This is a genomic window from Streptomyces odontomachi, from assembly GCF_024435355.1.
Taxonomy (GTDB): Bacteria; Actinomycetota; Actinomycetes; order Streptomycetales; family Streptomycetaceae; genus Streptomyces; species Streptomyces odontomachi.
Genome location: NZ_JAMJWG010000011.1, coordinates 204,127 through 219,135, shown reverse-complemented (window position 1 = coordinate 219,135; position 15,009 = coordinate 204,127). Strand labels below are relative to the sequence as shown.

The following is a 15,009-nucleotide window of genomic DNA, read 5'->3' as shown; positions in this document are numbered from 1 at the left end:
AAGGGCCCGCTAAGCCTTATACCTATTACCGACCGGGGCAAAGTCGGCCGTCGAGAATCGGCCGCCCCACGGGCTCGTCGCGCGAAAAAAGGGTTTGCCGTACGGGCTCTGGATCGGATAGACGTTACCGCTGGACCCCCACCGGACGGGTGGGGAACGCCGAGAGCGAGAGGAGGGACGAGCCCATGATCCGCATGATCACCGCGCTTGTGTCCTCCCGGGGTGCGGACCGCATCTGACCCCGGAGCGGACGGGCGCCTTCACCGGAGTGTGCCTACACCGTGAAAACGAACGAAACGCACGACCTGACCATGCGTCCGATCACCGGACGCGACGAACTCGACCTCTTCTCCCGACTCCCATACCCCTACAACGACGAACTGGCAGGCGACCTGACCGCCGGCCGCCGCCGGCCGGAATGGATGTGGGTCGCGCTGCGCGGTGACCACCTGCTGGCCCGGGCTGCCTGGTGGAGCCGACCGGGGCGCGACACACCGCTGCTCCTGGACATCTTCGACGTCGACGACGACAACGGGGCGCCCGATCGCCTGGACACCGGGGCGCACCTCCTGCGCACCGCGATGGCCGCCGTCCTCCCGGACGGGGCGCCTCGCCCCGAGTACTGCCGTCACGTCCCGCCGGACTGGCGTGAGAACGCGACGACCACGCGCGTCGTCGAGGACCGCATGACGGTACTGGAACGTGCCGGCGCCCGGCTCTTCGTCGAACGGCTGCGCCTGGAGTGGCGCCCCCGACCGCCACTGCCCGAGCCCAGCGGGCGCCTCGTCTTCCGGCCGGTCGGCGACAGCGAGGAACTCGTCGCCCTCATGACCTCGGTCCTCGACGGGACGCTGGACGCACACAGCCGTGCCGACCTGACCCGGATGTCCGCCGCGGAGGTGGCCGTCCGGCACTACGAGGACGAACTCGCGCGCTACAACAGCCCGCGGGACTGGTGGCGCATCGCCACCCTGCCCCAGGGCGAGCCCGTGGGGTTCGTCGTCCCGGCCCACAACGGCTACAACCCGGTCATCGCGTACCTCGCAGTCCTGCCCGCGCACCGCGGCAACGGCTACATCGACGACGTTCTCGCCGAAGGCACCCGTGTCCTCGCCGAGCAGGGCGTCGACCGTATCCGCGCCTCCACCGACCTCGGCAACGTCCCGATGGCGAACGCCTTCCGGCGCGCCGGGTACCTCAACTTCGGACGGGAGATCAACATGACCTGGAGCTGACGTCGACCGCGTCATCCGCAGCCGGTGACCGCTGCGGATGACGCCCACGGTTATCGCGTTGCGGGCGCACCGGGGAAACCCTACGGTCGGCGGCATGTCTCTGCGTCTCCGTATGCGTCAAGCCCTGCCGGAAGCCATGCGCGCCCGTGACAAGGTCACGGTGCGCGCCCTGCGCGCCACGCTCGCCGCGCTGGACAACGCGGAGGCGGTACCCGTGGACGACGCCGCCTCCCGCGACTCGGCGCTCGAGAACGCGCCGGTCGGTGTCGGCGTCACCGAAGCGGCACGGCGCGAGCTGAGCGAACGCCGTGTCGTCGACGTCGTGCGCGCCGAGGCCGCCGAGCGACTGGAGGCCGCCGCGCAGCTGACCGCCCCTGCGCACGCCGACCGGGCCGCGCAGCTCCGTGCGGAGGCCGCCGTGCTCCAACGCTTCCTCGACGACTCCGGCACCGCATAGGGCACACCGGACAGCGCCGCGTGGCCACCCTTGCCGTGCGCTATCGCGCACCGGCACCGGTGTGGCTCAGGCCGCCGCGTCCTGCCGGAGGTCGTCGAGGCGCCGTCGTGCCCCGTCGAGCGAACGCCGACAGCGGCTGAGGCCCTTCCACGCGTCGCCCTGTGCGTCAAGCCGCTCGGGCAGGGTGCGCAGCGTCCAGCGCTGGGCGTGGAGGTCGGGATCGTCGAGTTCGGCCCAGTCCAGGGGGGTGGCGACGGGCGCATGGGGCCGGGCTCGGACCGCGTACGGGGCGACCGACGTCTGGGCGTAGGCGTTGCGTTGGGTGTCCAGGTAGAGGCGGCCGTGGCGTTGGTCCTTGCGGGCCTGGGTGGTCAGGGCGTCGGGGTGGCGGGCGGCGAGCAGGTCGGCGACGCGGCGGGCGAAGGCGCGTGCGGTGTCGAAGTCGGTGCGCCGGTTGAGCAGCACCACCAGGTGCAGCCCCCGGGACCCCGTGGTCATCAGCGCCGGGCGCAGACCGAGTTCGGTGAGCAGGTCGCCCAGTTGCCGCGCGGCCCGTCGCACGACCTCGAAGCCGTCTCCTGCGGCCTGCCCGCCACGTCCGCCGGAATGGTCGGGCGGATCCAGGTCGAACACCACGCGGTCGGGGCAGTTGAGATGGTCGGTGCGGCTGAGCCAGGGATGAAGGGTGATGCACGCCTGGTTGGCGAGGTAGGCCAGCGTGGCGACGTCATCGCAGGACGCCATGGTCAGGCTGCCGTCCTCCTTGGGCACCTCGTGGCGGTGGACCCAGTCGGGAAAGTAGTCCGGGACGTCCTTGTGGTAGAACGACCTGCCCCGGTATCCGTCGGGATACCGCTCCATGACCAGGGGCCGGTCCCTCAGGTGCGGCAGGATCACGCGGCTGACGGTGCGGTAGTAGTCGACGAGCTCGGCCTTGGTGATCCCGTCCTCGGGGAAGAGTTCCTTGTCCGGGTTGGACAGCGGCACGCTGCGGTTACCGATGCGTATGTACTCTTTCGCCTTCGGGCTCATCGCCTTACCTCTTTTCCGCCTCCCCCGCGCACGGCGGGTCGTCTACGGGGAGGCCTGGTCCACAGGGGGCGGGTACCCCGCCTCGCGGCGTCCGGACACCCTCGATCCCGGCTCGGCCGGCCACGGCGGCCGGTAGCAGCGCCGCCGGGCGCTCGGCGGGCCGTGCCGCCGGTTCCGGCTCCGTGACCGGCCGCTCAGCGGGCCCCGCCGAGCAGGCGCGCCACCAGCCGGAAGGGCAGGGTGACGACGGTGGCGATGGCGCTGCCGATCATCCGCAGGCCGTCGGCGAGAGCGGTGAGCATGATCAACTCATCCTTTCGGTCGTTTCGGTGTGACGGGACCAGCGCAACGGCTGGCGCGCCGGTCATCGGCGCCACGCGCACCGGCGCACGGTCGAGCCCGCGGCCTGCCTCGTCCCTTCGACGTACGGCGGACCGCCGCGCCGCTCACCGGCGGCCGACGGGGGTGGGATGCCGTGCGGTGGTGGTGCGCCGTCCACGTTCCGAGTTGCCTGAATCCGGCAGGGGAAACCCGGTCGTCCGGCGACCGTCCGGCGTGCCGGACGGTGCTTCCGTCCGCCGGGACAGCGGAGTTGGGGACGGAGTTGGGGACGGCAGCCGACGACCGGCCCGGGGCAGGCCGGCCAACTCCCCTCGCGCGTCCGGCCGCCACCGGCTCCGCGCACCGCACACGCACCCGGTCACCCGGTCACCCCGTCCGCACGCCCACCCAGACAACGAGGGAGCCCAGGCCCACGACAAGCCAGGCCAGGTAGTCGCCCGGGCGGCCCGAGTGCAGCCGGACGAGGGGCAGCACGCACCGGGCGCGCAGTCGGCCCATGACATGACGCAGCGCCCGGGCGGACGCCTTCGGCCGGGTCGGACCCCAGACCCCCACGGCGGCCAGCAGGATTGCCAGCAGCGTGGACAGCGTTCCCAGGAGCACGCCTTCGGCCGTCCAGCCGGAGACCGGCGTGACGGGCGGCACCGGCCGCGCGGAGTGCAGGACGGCCGCAACGTAGCCTTCGCGATCGGTGAACACGTCGGCCGCCCTGGTGAGGGCCGCCTCCCAGGCCGGGACCAGGCCGGCCGCGAGCGCGGCGGCCAGCAGCACGAGCGGCACGGCGATCATCGGCCGCGGAACGCGCCGGGCGGGCTCACCGGTCTCCGGCTCCTCGCGATCGCGTTCCGCGGGCGGCGCGGGCCCGGCTCCCACGAACACCCGCAGTGCGGTGCGCAGGACGGCCGCGCCGGTGACCGCCGAGACCAGCACGTAGAGCGCGGGCAGCCACCCGTGGAGCCGGCCGGCCGCGTGTTCCGCGACCGCCTTGCCCAGGGCGGTGCCGAACGGTGGGAGGGCTGCGAGGCCGAGGGCTCCGGCGGTGTACAGCACGCCGACGAACGGCAGCTCACGTCCCTGGCCGTACAGCTCGTGCTCGTCGACGCTGCCGTAGCGGTCCAGCAGGATGCCGGTGAGCCCGAAGAGCGCCGCCTTGATGCCCGCGTGGGCGGCCACGTACAGCGCGGTGCCGGCGGTGCCCTCGGGCGTGAGCAGCGCGATGCCGACGAGGAACAGGCCGCTGTGCGCGACCGTGGAGAAGGCCAGGAGGCGCTTGATGTGATGCTGGTGCCAGCACATCAGGCATCCGATCAGGCCCGTCAGCACCCCCGCCGTGACCATCACCTGCCGGAAGAGCGGTGCGGGGATCCCGCCGGGGCCGGAGAACACGATCCAGTAGACCCGGGCCGTTCCATAGCCGCCGAGTTCGACCATCACCCCCGACAGCAGCATGCACACCGGCGTCGGAGCCACCGCGTGCGCGTCGGGCAGCCAGAAGTGGAACGGCACGATCGCCGCCTTGACCAGCAGTCCGACGAGGACGAACGCGAAGGCGCAGCACAGCAGCGGATCCGCGTGGTGCCGCGCCAGGCGCGTGCCGATCTGGGCGAAGCCGAGTTCTCCGGTGCGGGCGTACAGCAGGCCGATGCCGAGCAGGGTGGCGTAGGCGGCCAGGGAGTTGACGACACCGAACGTCAGGGCGCCCTGGAGGGGCCTGGGGTCTTCGACGCGGTACCCGGTCAGGGCGTAGGCGGCGACGCTCATCAGCTCGAAGAAGACGAACGCGTTGAAGAGGTCGCCGGTCAGCGCGAAGCCGGTCATGCCCGCCTCGAAGAGCAGCACCAGGGCCGGGAAGATGCCGGAGTGTCCGCGTGGCGGCTCGTCGAAGTAGCGCCAGGAGTAGGCCACCACGGCGAGCACCAGCAGCGCGGCGAGCAGCGCGATTCCGGTGCCGGTCCGGTCGCCGACGAGGACGATGCCGACGCTCGTCCCGGCGTGCGGACGCCAGCCGCCCATCCAGGCCACGACATGGCCGTCTCCCGCCCTCGCCCAGAGCAGGGCCAGATCGGCCACGGTGGCGGCGGCCCAGCCCAGCGCCATGGCGTCCAACGCGACCCGGGGCAGCCAGCGGTCGCAGACGGCGAGCACCACCGAGCCCAGCAGCGGCAACGCCACCGCCAGGGCCACGAGATGCTCCGGGCTCACGACTCCTCGCCCTGGATCTCGCCGAGGTCGTCCGGATCCACCGTGCCGTGCCGTTTACGCAGCTGGATGACGAGTGCCAGCAGCAGCGCTGTCACGGTGGCGCCCACGACGATGTCCGTGAGCACCAGCGCCTGCACCACCGGGTCCACTACGGGGCGGTGCGGGGTGACGTCGGAGAAGACCGGGGCGGTGCCGTGCCGCCGGTAGCCGATGGCCAGGAGCAGGACGTAGGTGGAGGACTGGGCCACCGACAGGCAGCCGATCGTCCGGATGAGATTGCGGCTGGTGATCATCCCGTACAGCCCGACCAGGAAGATCCACCCGGCGGCCAGGAACGGCAGTACGGTCATGAGGCGTCCCTGCTCCGCACTTCCAGGGCCTGGTCGAGGAACTGCGCCAGCAGCACGATGACTCCGGAGCCGACCTCGATGCCCACCGCCACGCTCAGCAGCGGGACCAGACCGCCGGACGTGAGCGTGTTGAAGGTGCCCAGCGGCGCCACGTTGGCCAGGAACGCCGCACCGCTGAGCAGCCCGGCGAGCCCCAGCGCGGTGAACGCGCACGCGCCGACCGCGTCCGTGACGTCCAGGACGGCGAGCGGCCGGACCCGTTCGAGCACGGCGTAGTCGGCGGCGACGTACCCCAGGTGCAGGCCCGTGGCGAGCACCACCCCGCCCTGGAACCCGCCGCCCGGCGACAGCCCGCCGTGCACGACGACATAGCCGCCGGTGACCAGCGCCAGGGGGAGCGACAGCGCGCCGAACAGCAGTACCGGCGGCAGCACCCTGGCCGGCCGTGGCCCGGTGCGGCGCTCGTCGCGCGCCCGGCGCAGCAGCACCACCGCGCCGAGCACGGCGGCGAACATCAGCGATTCCTCGCCCAGGGTGTCGATGGCGCGCAGGTCGAAGTTGACGGACGACACCACGTTGGCGGTGTGGTGGCGCAGCGCCGCCCGCACCGCGCGGTCACCGTAGGGATGGCGGGCCGTACCGAAGGCCGGAAGCTGGAAGCAGGCACGCGCGAACCACACCGCGACCGCCAGCGCGGCCGTGAGGAACAGTCCCGTCCGCAGCCGCGTGCTCACTTGCGCCGGACCTTGCGCGCCGTCAGCAGGATCAGCAAGGGGGTGATGGCGGTGCCGACCGCGAGCTGGGAGAGCGCCACGTCGGGCGCCTGGAGCACCACGAACAGCAGCGCCAGGCACAGGCCGAGGACGGCGAGCACCGCCGCCTGCCGCACCGGATCGCGGGTCAGCGCCGCCACCGTGGCGACGCCGACGACCAGCAGCAGGGCGAACCCGATCAGGAAGGAGTCGATCACCGGTGCGCCTCCGTCGTCAGCAGGCCGTCCCGCCTGGCCTGCGCGCGCCCGGCGGCCATGGCGCACACCGAGCCGCCGGCGGCCAGCAGCAGGCCGATGAGCAGCAGTTTCACGGCCGCCCGCCCGGGCCCGGTCTGCACGGCTGCGGCGAGGGCGACCAGCGGGGCGCCGAGTGAGCCGGCCGGGGCCAGGGCGTGCAGCCGCGCGTACGGGCCGGGCAGCCGCACGAACGCGACCGATGACAGCACCAGGACGGCGCAGCCCGCGGCGAGCAGCACGAGGGCGGCGAGATGGCGGGCCGGCATCAGTCGTCTCCTTCGACGCAGCGTGCGAAGACCAGCGTGCCGACGGGTGCGAGCACCGCGAGCACCAGCGCGACGTCGATGTACGCAGGCCTGCCGAACCCTTCGGTGAGCAGCAGGAACACCGCCGCCATGACGGTCGACGCCAGGGACATCGCCGCGATGCGTTGCTCCACGGGGCCACGACAGGCCAGCCACAGGGGTGGCACGAGACCGCCGGGGACGAGGAATGCGGCGGCGAGCAGCCAGGCGTTCACCGTTCGCCTCCCGTGGTCATGGCCCGCTCGACCGCGGAGGGCCGGTCGGTCAGGGTGTGCAGCAGCACCACGTCGTCGTGGGCGTCCACGGCGAAGGCGGCCGGGGTGGCGGACAGCAGGCCGACCGCCCAGCCGGCACCGGTGCCGAAGGCGATCCGTGCCGTCCGGAAGGTCCCCTCGTCACGGCGTACGGCGGCGGTGGCGAGTTGCCCGGTCTCCCGCAGCAGGGCACCCGGCCAGTGGCGCAGCGCCGGCCCCAGTCCGCCCCAGCCGCCCACGCGTGCGCCGCTCGCTCTGCGCACGGCCCGCGCGGCGACGGCTCCGGCGAGCGCAGTGGCGCCACCGACGGCGACGTCCACCGGCCCGATGCCGGAGATGAAGACGACATACGTGGCCCACAACACGACGGTCCAGGCCATGATTTCGGCGAGAGCCTTCACGGGCGTCTCTCCCTTCGCAGTGCCGCACACGGGGTACTCAGCCGGGCTGTTCCGCCGGCAGCCTCCCGGCCCACCACGCCGGCGCCGCTGCGGCACGCGTCCTCCCCCGGCGATCATCACCGCTGGTGAGGGACGACCGTCGCAGCCGATCCCCACCGCGGGTGACAAGTCACCCTCTCCGGGTAACCCGCGAACCGCCGAACTACACGAAAGGCGCAGCGGGCGCGCACGACGATCGCCCCGGTACGGGGACGCCGGCTACCGCCGCCGGTGGCGGAGCACCGCTCCGAGGCCCGCTGCCGCCGCACCGGTGACGGCGGCCGACAGGAGCGCGGGGTGCCGGGCCAGCCCCGTCTGCACCGAGTGCGCATGGGAGCGGGTGTCGAACTCCCCGTGCGCCCCGTAGTCGTCCCACTCGGCCCTGTCCGCCGGTTGCCACAGGTTCTCCGGCCCGTTGCCGGACGCGGCCTCGTCCGTCTGCTGCGACGCGTAGCCGGTCCGGGCGAGGTAGCGGTCGAGCAGGGCGGGGGCCAGCTTGTTGGCGAGGACCGTCGCGGTGGTGGACGCGCCCACCTGGTACTGCCTGCGGCGCGGATGGTCCGCCGCCTGGACGACCGAGCGCGCGGCGACCTCCGGCTGGTAGATCGGCGGCACGGGCTGGGGACGCCTGGGCAGCCGGGACAACACCCAGGAGAACTGCGGCGTGTTGACGGCGGGCATCTCCACCACGGTGACGTGGACGTGGCTGCGTTGGTGCAGCAACTCGGTGCGGACGCTCGAGGTGAAGCCGTTGATGGCGTGCTTGGCGCCGCAGTAGGCGGATTGCAGCGGGATGGACCGCTCCGCGAGGGCCGAGCTGACCTGCACGATCGCTCCGGCGTCCCGGGGTGTCATCCGTTTGAGGGCGGCCCGTGTGCCGTGCACGAAGCCCAGGTAGCTCACTTCGGTGACCCGACGGTACTCCTCGGGCTCGATCTCCATGAATGGGGCGAACACCGACGTGAAGGCGTTGTTGACCCAGACGTCGATCGGTCCGAAGGCTTCTTCGGCCGCGGCGGCGGCGGCCTCGACCTGCGCATGGTCGGCCACGTCGGTGGGGACCGCGAGCGCCCGCCCGCCCCGCTCCTCGACCTCGGCGGCCGCGGCGTCGAGGCCGCCCTTGCCGCGCGCAAGGAGGACGACGTTGGCACCGCGCCGGGCGAACAGCCGTGCGGTGGCCCGGCCGATTCCGGCGCTGGCACCGGTGACGACAACGGTCTGGGTCATGATCATCATCCCTTTCGTCCGAGCGCCCCGCGCCGATACGTCACCGTCAGGTTCCCGAGCGTCATCGTTCCTAACGTCACCGTTTCGCCGGAGCGGCCCGCGGGACGGAGCCGTTTCCCAGGCCCGAGCGAGGAAACCTGTGTCGCATGGACCACTCACGCACTCCCGTCCTGGATGCCCTGGCCGCCTACCACGACGAGGGGCAGATCCCCTTCACCCCGCCGGGGCACAAGCAGGGCAGGGGCGCCGACCCACGGGTGAGGTCCGTGCTGGGGGACGCGGTGTTCCGCTCCGATCTCCTGGCCGTGCACGGGCTCGACGACCGCACCACCTCGGCCGGCGTGCTGGAGGAGGCGGAAGAGCTGATGGCCGATGCCGTCGGCGCCGAGCACACCTTCTTCTCCACCTGCGGCAGCTCACTTTCCGTGAAGGCCGCCATGCTGTCGGTGGTACGGCCCCACGAGAAGCTGGTCATCGGCCGTGACGTGCACAAGTCGGTCGTCTCGGGTCTGGTGCTGGCGGGCATCCGACCCGTCTGGGTCGACCCCGGCTGGGACGCCGAGCGGCATCTGGCCCACGCTCCGTCGCCGGCGGCCTTCGCCGCCGCCTTCGACGCGCACCCGGACGCGGCCGGGGCCGTGGTCACCACCCCCACGCCGTATGGCACCTGCTCGGATCTGCGGGCGCTCACCCGCATCTGCCACGACCGCGGCAAACCCCTGATCGTGGACGAGGCGTGGGGAGCGCACCTGCCCTTCCATCCCGACCTGCCGACCTGGGCCATGGACGCCGGCGCCGACGTGTGCGTGACGTCGGTGCACAAGATGGGTTCCGGCCTCGAGCAGGGGTCCGTCTTCCACCGCCAGGGCGACCTCGTCACCCCGATCGGGTTGCGGACCTGCGCCGACCTGCTGGGCACCACCAGCCCGTCGGTGCTGATCTACGCGGCGCTCGACGGCTGGCGTCGCCACATGGTGGAGGACGGCCGCGCGCTGTACGACCGCGCACTCGCGCTGGCCCACCGGACGCGGCGGCTGATCGACGCGATCGACGGCCTTCGGGTGCACGGCGCGGAGGACTTCTGCGGCCCGGGCCTCGCGCACGACCTGGACCCGTTGCAGATCATCATCGACCTGTCCGCCCTGGGCACCACCGGATACCGTGCCGCCGACTGGCTCCGCACCCGGCACCGGATCAACACCCACATCGCCGACCACCGCCGGATCAGCGCCCAGCTCACCCACGCCGACGACGAGACCACCACCCAGGCACTGCTGAACGGCCTGCGCGACCTCGCGGCACACGCGGCCGAACTGGGCCACGGGCCGCCCGTCGACCTGCCTGCCCCACGCGACCTGCGACTGGAGCAGGCCATGCTCCCCCGAGACGCCTTCTTCGGTGCCGGCGAAACGGTGCCGTGGGACCGTGCCGCCGGCCGGGTGTGCACGGAAATGATCACCCCCTACCCGCCGGGCGTCCCCGCGGTGCTTCCCGGTGAACGGCTCGACGAGGACGTCCTGCGCTACCTGCGCACCGGTGTCGACGCGGGGATGTTCCTACCGGACGCGTCGGACCCGCTGCTCGGCACGGTCCGGGTGGCCGTCGAGGAGTGAACCCGCCCTTCGGGCGGCGTCGGGAGTCCGGTGAGAGGACCTGGTGACCTGAGGGCGACAGGTCCTAGCGACCCGAGTCATAGCCGGCGTGCGTGACGCCGACGAGGCGTTCGAGGCGGTGCGGCTCGTAGGGTTCCGGGCCGTTCCAGCCCAGCATCATGACGGTGGCGTCGTCGGGGAGCTTTCCCTCGTGGTAGCCGTGATGGTGGGCGATGAGGCTGCGGAGCAGCTCCGGCACGGGCAGGCCGCTGCGGCCCTGGTTCACCAGGAAGTGGACCAGCCGCTCAAGGCCGAACTCCTGACCCGCACGGTTGCGCGCCTCGGTGATCCCGTCGGTGTAGAGCAGCAGGAGGTCACCGCGGCCGAGCCGGTGCCGGCAGACGGCGGCGGTCACCCCGAGGTCGGTGCCCATCGGCGGTGCAGGCGCACCGGGCAGTTGCTCGGCGGTGCCGCCGGGGTGCAGCACGACGGGGGAAAAGTGACCGTGGCTGATCCAGTCGAGTGATCCGTCGGTCAGATCCAGTCTGGCCAGGATCCCGGTGGCGAAGCGGTTGCCGCCGAACTGTTCGACGAGCGTCCGCTCGATGCCCTCGGCGGTCTCGATGAGCCCGGCGCCCTGCCGCCGGTACTTCCGTCCGGCGGCGACCGCGAGGTTGGCGGTCAGGCCGGCCGCCGTGTCGTGGCCCATGGCGTCGTACACCGCCAGGTCGATCGCGTCCGCGGCGACGGCGTAGTCGTACGCATCACCGCTGACCTCGTAGGCGGGTTCCATCACCGCGCTGATGAAGGCCCGCTCGGCGGCGCAGGTACGCGGCGGCATCAGGCGCCACTCCATCTCGGCGGCGACCTTCATGTCCCGGCGCCGTATCAGGCGGGCATGGAAGTCACTGGTGGCGCGCTTGCTGACCAGCAGCAGGGTGATGAGTCCGGCGAGCGCGTCGAGGTCCTCGAGGGGGACGGGCCCGCCGGGTTCCGGGTCCGACTCGCCGATCAGTGCCGTCCCGATCCGTTCCGTGCCGTCGATCAACGGGACCCACCACTGAGCAGCCGGAGACGGTACCGCGGGGAGTACCGCACCGGTCCGGAAGCACCGGCCCGCCGCGGTCCCCTCGACCGGCAGCTCGATCGGCGCCCGCACGGAGGTCCGACTTGCGCGGCCGGAGGGCAGCAGGTGCAGAAACCTCTGCTGGAGGTCGGCCAGGTAGATCCGGACGGGCGACCAACCGCCACGGGCAGCGTGCTCCGCGACCTTGTCCGGTATCTGCTCCAGGGTCATCACATGACTCGCCGAGATCAGGTCGGCCAGGACGTCGGAGCGGGCTGTCCGGCTACGCATGCGGGCCCCTCCTCGACGAGGTGCGCGAGGTGCGAGAAGCCAGGGCGGCACCGGCTTCCTGCACCAACGTACTGCGGACGGCCACGCTTCTCCGCTCGGCCGGCGGCGCCCACGCCCGGCCGTGCTGACTCACCGTGCCACCCGGCGCACGCTCCGCGCCCATCGCTCCGGCAGGGCGCCCTCCCGGGCAGCAGAGCGGCAGAGCGTCACTGCGTCAGGCGTGGTCCATGAGCCGCCCGACGCCCTGCTCGCGCGCGCAGTGTGCGCAGCAGTAGAACTGGCCGTCCGACTCAAGGCCGTGGCCGAGGATGCGGCATTGGCAGTTGTCGCAGACGGGGGCCATTTTCTGGGCGGCGCACTCGATGCTGTCGAAGGTGTGGACCGCTCCCGCGGCATGCACTTCGAACGACATCTCGTAGTCGTTGTTGCAGACCTCGCAGACGGCCATGAAGAGTCAGCTCCTCGTAGGGCAAGGACGCGGGGCAGGGGGCAGCACCGCAAGGCGGTTGCCCCTGGGCGGTGCGCCAGTTACGTACCCCGCGGCCGCAGCGGGCTCCCGGCCGTGCGGCGTCTTGCGCCCGGCCGGCCTACCGGCGTCACCCCGCCGGGCGCACGCCGTGCGCGGGGCGTGAAGACGCCCGGGTGAGCCGGGTCGGTGCCGCCACCACCGTCCCGCGAGTCGATGCCGAAGCTCGTACCTGCGCGCTTACTATCCGCTCGTGGCACATACCTTCGCCGAACTCGTCGAGAAGCAACAGGTGGCCAACGAAGCGCGCGACAAGGTCGATGAGCTGCGGCACCAGTACGGTCCCCCCGCGGCGGCGGAGCAGACGGAGCAGCAGGCGGAGACGTACGAGACCGCGCTACGGGCCTGGCGTGACCTGGAGCGGGAGCTGCACACCGCCGTCGCGGACTTCGCCAGGGAGCACAGCCTCGCGCTGCACGAGGTGGAGGGCCAGGTGCGGGCGGAGGCCTCGACCGGCGGGCCGCCGCAGGCGCCCTAGCCCCGCCTACTCCTCGGCGAAGGAGCCGTGGCGCGGGGCCCCGGTCGGTTCGTAGGACGCGATGATGACGCCGCTGCCGGTGGTCCGTACGCCCGTCAGCCGCAGTCCGAGCGGCCCGGCACCGGTGAACAGGCGGTGCCCGGTGCCCAGGATGACGGGGTGGAACCACAGCCGGTACTCGTCGATGAGGTCGTGCGCCTCCAGGGTCGCGGCGAGTCGGCCGCTGCCGTGCACCTGGAGTTCGTTGCCCGGTTGCGCCTTCAGCCGGGTGACGCTGCCGGCCACGTCCTCGCTGATGAGCGTGGTGTTCTGCCAGTCGGCTGAGGAGAGCGTGGTGGACACCACGTACTTCGGCAGGGTGTTGAGGCGCAGCGCGAACACGTTCGACTCGTCGGTCACCTTGGGCCAGTATCCGGCGAAGATCTCGTAGGTCCGGCGGCCGAGCAGGAACGCGTCGGCCTCGGCGAACCAGTCGGCGGCGACCCGGCCCGCGTCGTCGTCGAAGTGCGGGAACTGCCAGCCACCGTGCTCGAATCCGCCCCGGGTGTCCTCACCGGGCTGGCCCGGTGCCTGCATCACGCCGTCCAGGGTGAGGAAGGTGTTGAGGGTGAGCCGCATGCGGTGCCTCCGGCGATGCTGGCGGGATCCGTCGGTGCACGCCACCCTAGGCACCGCAGCCCCCGCCGGCCGGCCACCGGACGTGCGCGGTGCGGGGAGAACCACCTGGAATGCGGTATGACGACCACCGGGCCCGGCACGCCGGGGGAGGCGGGCCGGGCCCGGGGTGCGGCGGGTTCACGCCGTCACGACTTGTTCAGGTGCGCCCAGAACTCGTCGAAGGAGAGGAGCCTGTCGCCGTTGGCGTCCTGGGCCCCTATCACGGCCTCGGCCACTGCCTCGGTGACATGGAAGTCGCCCATCTGCGCCATGGCGCTCTTGTACTCGGCCGCGGTGATGAATCCGTCGCCGTCCTTGTCGAACCGCTGGAACGCCTTGCGTGCTTCCTCGATGTCCGCCACCGGGTTCCTCCCCTTGTGCCCTTGGCTCTTGGCCCTGTGTCGCAGGCCAGCGTAACGGGAGCCGGTGGCGCGGTGTTCGGTCAGGTTCACCTCGCGATGTCTGTTCCGGTTACGCCGCGTGGCCTGCTCTTCGGCCGGGGGTCGGGCCCGTCGCGGAGCGACTGTGGACTGCTGTGCCCCCCGGGAGAATCAGCACCCGTCCAGCCGAGCGCGGAGTGCGGCCATCGTCCAGGCGAACTCCTCGCGGTGTGCGGACTTGGGCTCGCGGCCGCTGACGATGGCCACCAGCTCCCGGTAGCGCGCGGCGTCCGCCTGGGTGCCGGACTCCATGCGTTGCAGGACCGCTGCCCGGTCGGTGTCCGGGCCGAGCAGCTCGTCCAGGACGGCGTCCGCGGCGGGGTCCTCCGGTGCGATGCCCTGCTGCCGTGCCGCGCCGACCAGCTCGACGAGCCGCCGGGCGAACCAGACCGAGGCGCCGGAGGGGGTGTTCGGGCCGCGGTCCCGCGCGTTGAACTCCACCATCTCGCGGATCCGCGCCCGGAACCCCGGATCCTGCACCAGCTCGGCGAGCTCCACCCAGGCGTCCACCTGTGCGGGCGTGGGGTCGTCGGGCAGGTCGACCTCCCGGTGGCTCATCCGCTCGCGGATGGCGGGATCGACGTTCTCGAGACCGCTGAAGACCTCCGTCACGAAGTCGTCGATGATCCGGCGGCGCTCGGCCGCGGACAGCCGGGCCAGTTTGTTCATGAGAGTCATCTCCTCGGCGGTCGAACCGCGCAGTGCGACGGTGGACAGCACGGCCCGGGTGATCCGCAGGCTCCGGATCTGCGCGTCGAGCGCCGTCACATGGGTGGCGGCGACCTGGGCCACCGTCGTCTCGCCGTGCAGCACCCGGCGCACGTCGGCGAGCGAAAGGCCCAGCTCGCGCAGGGTGCGGACGAGTTCCAGACGTGCCACGGACGCGGTGTCGTACAGCCGGTAGCCGCCCGCCGACCTGGTCACGGGCGTCAGCGCGCCCTCGTCCGACCAGTAGCGGATGGTGCGGACCGACAGGCCGGTACGCCGGGCGAGCTGCCCGATGGTGAGCAGCTCCGTGCCGTCATCGATCATGTCGAGGAGTCTGGACCTTCCAGTGGGTGGAGACTCAAGCACGTACCGCACAGCAGGTGCGTGCCGAGGTGCTC

19 protein-coding genes are annotated in these 15,009 nt (G+C 72.2%); 4 read left to right on the top strand and 15 right to left on the bottom strand.

The window, feature by feature from the left end; translation table 11 throughout:
* Positions 1 to 311: 311 nt before the first annotated feature.
* Both NQO67_RS23145 and NQO67_RS23140 read left to right on the top strand, forming a co-directional pair.
* Positions 312 to 1,235, top strand: coding sequence for a GNAT family N-acetyltransferase (locus NQO67_RS23145; RefSeq protein ID WP_255952179.1), 924 nt, complete (start codon positions 312 to 314; stop codon positions 1,233 to 1,235).
* Positions 1,236 to 1,371: 136 nt separating this feature from the next.
* Entirely contained in the window at positions 1,372 to 1,692 is a 321-nt protein-coding gene (locus NQO67_RS23140; RefSeq protein ID WP_255952178.1) for a GatB/YqeY domain-containing protein, read from the top strand.
* A gap of 66 nt (positions 1,693 to 1,758) precedes the next feature.
* On the opposite strand, the gene ligD is transcribed toward NQO67_RS23140, so the two are convergent.
* The 10 genes from ligD to NQO67_RS23090 form a co-directional block, all read right to left on the bottom strand.
* On the bottom strand, positions 1,759 to 2,724 hold the full coding sequence (gene ligD, locus NQO67_RS23135) for a non-homologous end-joining DNA ligase (RefSeq protein WP_255952080.1): 966 nt from the start codon (positions 2,722 to 2,724) through the stop codon (positions 1,759 to 1,761).
* 194 nt (positions 2,725 to 2,918) lie between these two features.
* Complete coding sequence (locus tag NQO67_RS23130) at positions 2,919 to 3,026, bottom strand: LPFR motif small protein (protein ID WP_255952079.1); 108 nt, start codon at positions 3,024 to 3,026, stop codon at positions 2,919 to 2,921.
* Positions 3,027 to 3,432: 406 nt separating this feature from the next.
* Positions 3,433 to 5,268, bottom strand: coding sequence for a complex I subunit 5 family protein (locus tag NQO67_RS23125; protein WP_255952078.1), 1,836 nt, complete (start codon positions 5,266 to 5,268; stop codon positions 3,433 to 3,435).
* A complete protein-coding gene (locus tag NQO67_RS23120) occupies positions 5,265 to 5,618 on the bottom strand; it encodes a sodium:proton antiporter (protein WP_255952077.1) in 354 nt (117 codons plus the stop codon). Before NQO67_RS23120 ends, NQO67_RS23125 begins: the two co-directional genes overlap by 4 nt.
* Complete coding sequence (locus tag NQO67_RS23115) at positions 5,615 to 6,352, bottom strand: MnhB domain-containing protein (protein WP_255952076.1); 738 nt, start codon at positions 6,350 to 6,352, stop codon at positions 5,615 to 5,617. The genes NQO67_RS23120 and NQO67_RS23115 overlap by 4 nt, the downstream gene beginning before the upstream one ends.
* On the bottom strand, positions 6,349 to 6,585 hold the full coding sequence (locus NQO67_RS23110) for a Na(+)/H(+) antiporter subunit B (RefSeq protein WP_255952177.1): 237 nt from the start codon (positions 6,583 to 6,585) through the stop codon (positions 6,349 to 6,351). Before NQO67_RS23110 ends, NQO67_RS23115 begins: the two co-directional genes overlap by 4 nt.
* Complete coding sequence (locus tag NQO67_RS23105) at positions 6,585 to 6,893, bottom strand: monovalent cation/H(+) antiporter subunit G (protein WP_255952075.1); 309 nt, start codon at positions 6,891 to 6,893, stop codon at positions 6,585 to 6,587. Before NQO67_RS23105 ends, NQO67_RS23110 begins: the two co-directional genes overlap by 1 nt.
* Positions 6,893 to 7,147 carry a monovalent cation/H+ antiporter complex subunit F gene (locus NQO67_RS44315; protein ID WP_255952073.1) on the bottom strand — a complete coding sequence of 85 codons (255 nt, stop codon included), beginning with the start codon at positions 7,145 to 7,147 and terminating at the stop codon, positions 6,893 to 6,895. Before NQO67_RS44315 ends, NQO67_RS23105 begins: the two co-directional genes overlap by 1 nt.
* Complete coding sequence (locus NQO67_RS23095; RefSeq protein ID WP_255952066.1) at positions 7,144 to 7,587, bottom strand: hypothetical protein; 444 nt, start codon at positions 7,585 to 7,587, stop codon at positions 7,144 to 7,146. The genes NQO67_RS44315 and NQO67_RS23095 overlap by 4 nt, the downstream gene beginning before the upstream one ends.
* A gap of 258 nt (positions 7,588 to 7,845) precedes the next feature.
* The gene (locus tag NQO67_RS23090; protein ID WP_255952065.1) at positions 7,846 to 8,853 is read right to left on the bottom strand and encodes an SDR family oxidoreductase; all 1,008 of its coding nucleotides are present in this window, start codon (positions 8,851 to 8,853) and stop codon (positions 7,846 to 7,848) included.
* A gap of 146 nt (positions 8,854 to 8,999) precedes the next feature.
* Between NQO67_RS23090 and NQO67_RS23085 the strand changes: the two genes are divergently transcribed.
* Entirely contained in the window at positions 9,000 to 10,466 is a 1,467-nt protein-coding gene (locus NQO67_RS23085) for an aminotransferase class I/II-fold pyridoxal phosphate-dependent enzyme (RefSeq protein ID WP_255952064.1), read from the top strand.
* Between the two features lie 64 nt (positions 10,467 to 10,530).
* Here NQO67_RS23085 and NQO67_RS23080 read toward each other — a convergent pair whose 3' ends face one another.
* On the bottom strand, positions 10,531 to 11,802 hold the full coding sequence (locus tag NQO67_RS23080) for a PP2C family protein-serine/threonine phosphatase (protein WP_255952063.1): 1,272 nt from the start codon (positions 11,800 to 11,802) through the stop codon (positions 10,531 to 10,533).
* A 214-nt stretch (positions 11,803 to 12,016) separates the two neighbouring features.
* Positions 12,017 to 12,250: a metallothionein gene (locus tag NQO67_RS23075; RefSeq protein ID WP_255952062.1), complete on the bottom strand. Its 234-nt coding sequence runs from the start codon at positions 12,248 to 12,250 to the stop codon at positions 12,017 to 12,019.
* Positions 12,251 to 12,521: 271 nt separating this feature from the next.
* On the opposite strand from NQO67_RS23075, the gene NQO67_RS23070 reads away from it, so the two are divergent.
* Positions 12,522 to 12,806, top strand: coding sequence for a hypothetical protein (locus tag NQO67_RS23070; RefSeq protein WP_255952061.1), 285 nt, complete (start codon positions 12,522 to 12,524; stop codon positions 12,804 to 12,806).
* A 6-nt stretch (positions 12,807 to 12,812) separates the two neighbouring features.
* Here NQO67_RS23070 and NQO67_RS23065 read toward each other — a convergent pair whose 3' ends face one another.
* The 3 genes from NQO67_RS23065 to NQO67_RS23055 form a co-directional block, all read right to left on the bottom strand.
* A complete protein-coding gene (locus NQO67_RS23065) occupies positions 12,813 to 13,424 on the bottom strand; it encodes a dihydrofolate reductase family protein (RefSeq protein ID WP_255952060.1) in 612 nt (203 codons plus the stop codon).
* Between the two features lie 185 nt (positions 13,425 to 13,609).
* A complete protein-coding gene (locus NQO67_RS23060) occupies positions 13,610 to 13,825 on the bottom strand; it encodes an EF-hand domain-containing protein (RefSeq protein ID WP_255952059.1) in 216 nt (71 codons plus the stop codon).
* 189 nt (positions 13,826 to 14,014) lie between these two features.
* On the bottom strand, positions 14,015 to 14,935 hold the full coding sequence (locus tag NQO67_RS23055; protein WP_255952058.1) for a helix-turn-helix domain-containing protein: 921 nt from the start codon (positions 14,933 to 14,935) through the stop codon (positions 14,015 to 14,017).
* Positions 14,936 to 15,009 lie beyond the last annotated feature (74 nt).

Coding starts and splice junctions, on each gene's coding strand:
- ligD (WP_255952080.1), bottom strand. CDS start 2,724: ATGAGCCCGAAGGCGAAAGAGTACATACGCATCGGTAACCGCAGCGTG.
- NQO67_RS23120 (WP_255952077.1), bottom strand. CDS start 5,618: ATGACCGTACTGCCGTTCCTGGCCGCCGGGTGGATCTTCCTGGTCGGG.
- NQO67_RS23080 (WP_255952063.1), bottom strand. CDS start 11,802: ATGCGTAGCCGGACAGCCCGCTCCGACGTCCTGGCCGACCTGATCTCG.
- NQO67_RS23065 (WP_255952060.1), bottom strand. CDS start 13,424: ATGCGGCTCACCCTCAACACCTTCCTCACCCTGGACGGCGTGATGCAG.
- NQO67_RS23130 (WP_255952079.1), bottom strand. CDS start 3,026: ATGCTCACCGCTCTCGCCGACGGCCTGCGGATGATCGGCAGCGCCATC.
- NQO67_RS23145 (WP_255952179.1), top strand. CDS start 312: ATGCGTCCGATCACCGGACGCGACGAACTCGACCTCTTCTCCCGACTC.
- NQO67_RS23075 (WP_255952062.1), bottom strand. CDS start 12,250: ATGGCCGTCTGCGAGGTCTGCAACAACGACTACGAGATGTCGTTCGAA.
- NQO67_RS23085 (WP_255952064.1), top strand. CDS start 9,000: ATGGACCACTCACGCACTCCCGTCCTGGATGCCCTGGCCGCCTACCAC.
- NQO67_RS23055 (WP_255952058.1), bottom strand. CDS start 14,935: ATGATCGATGACGGCACGGAGCTGCTCACCATCGGGCAGCTCGCCCGG.
- NQO67_RS23140 (WP_255952178.1), top strand. CDS start 1,372: ATGCGCGCCCGTGACAAGGTCACGGTGCGCGCCCTGCGCGCCACGCTC.
- NQO67_RS23105 (WP_255952075.1), bottom strand. CDS start 6,893: ATGCCGGCCCGCCATCTCGCCGCCCTCGTGCTGCTCGCCGCGGGCTGC.
- NQO67_RS23090 (WP_255952065.1), bottom strand. CDS start 8,853: ATGACCCAGACCGTTGTCGTCACCGGTGCCAGCGCCGGAATCGGCCGG.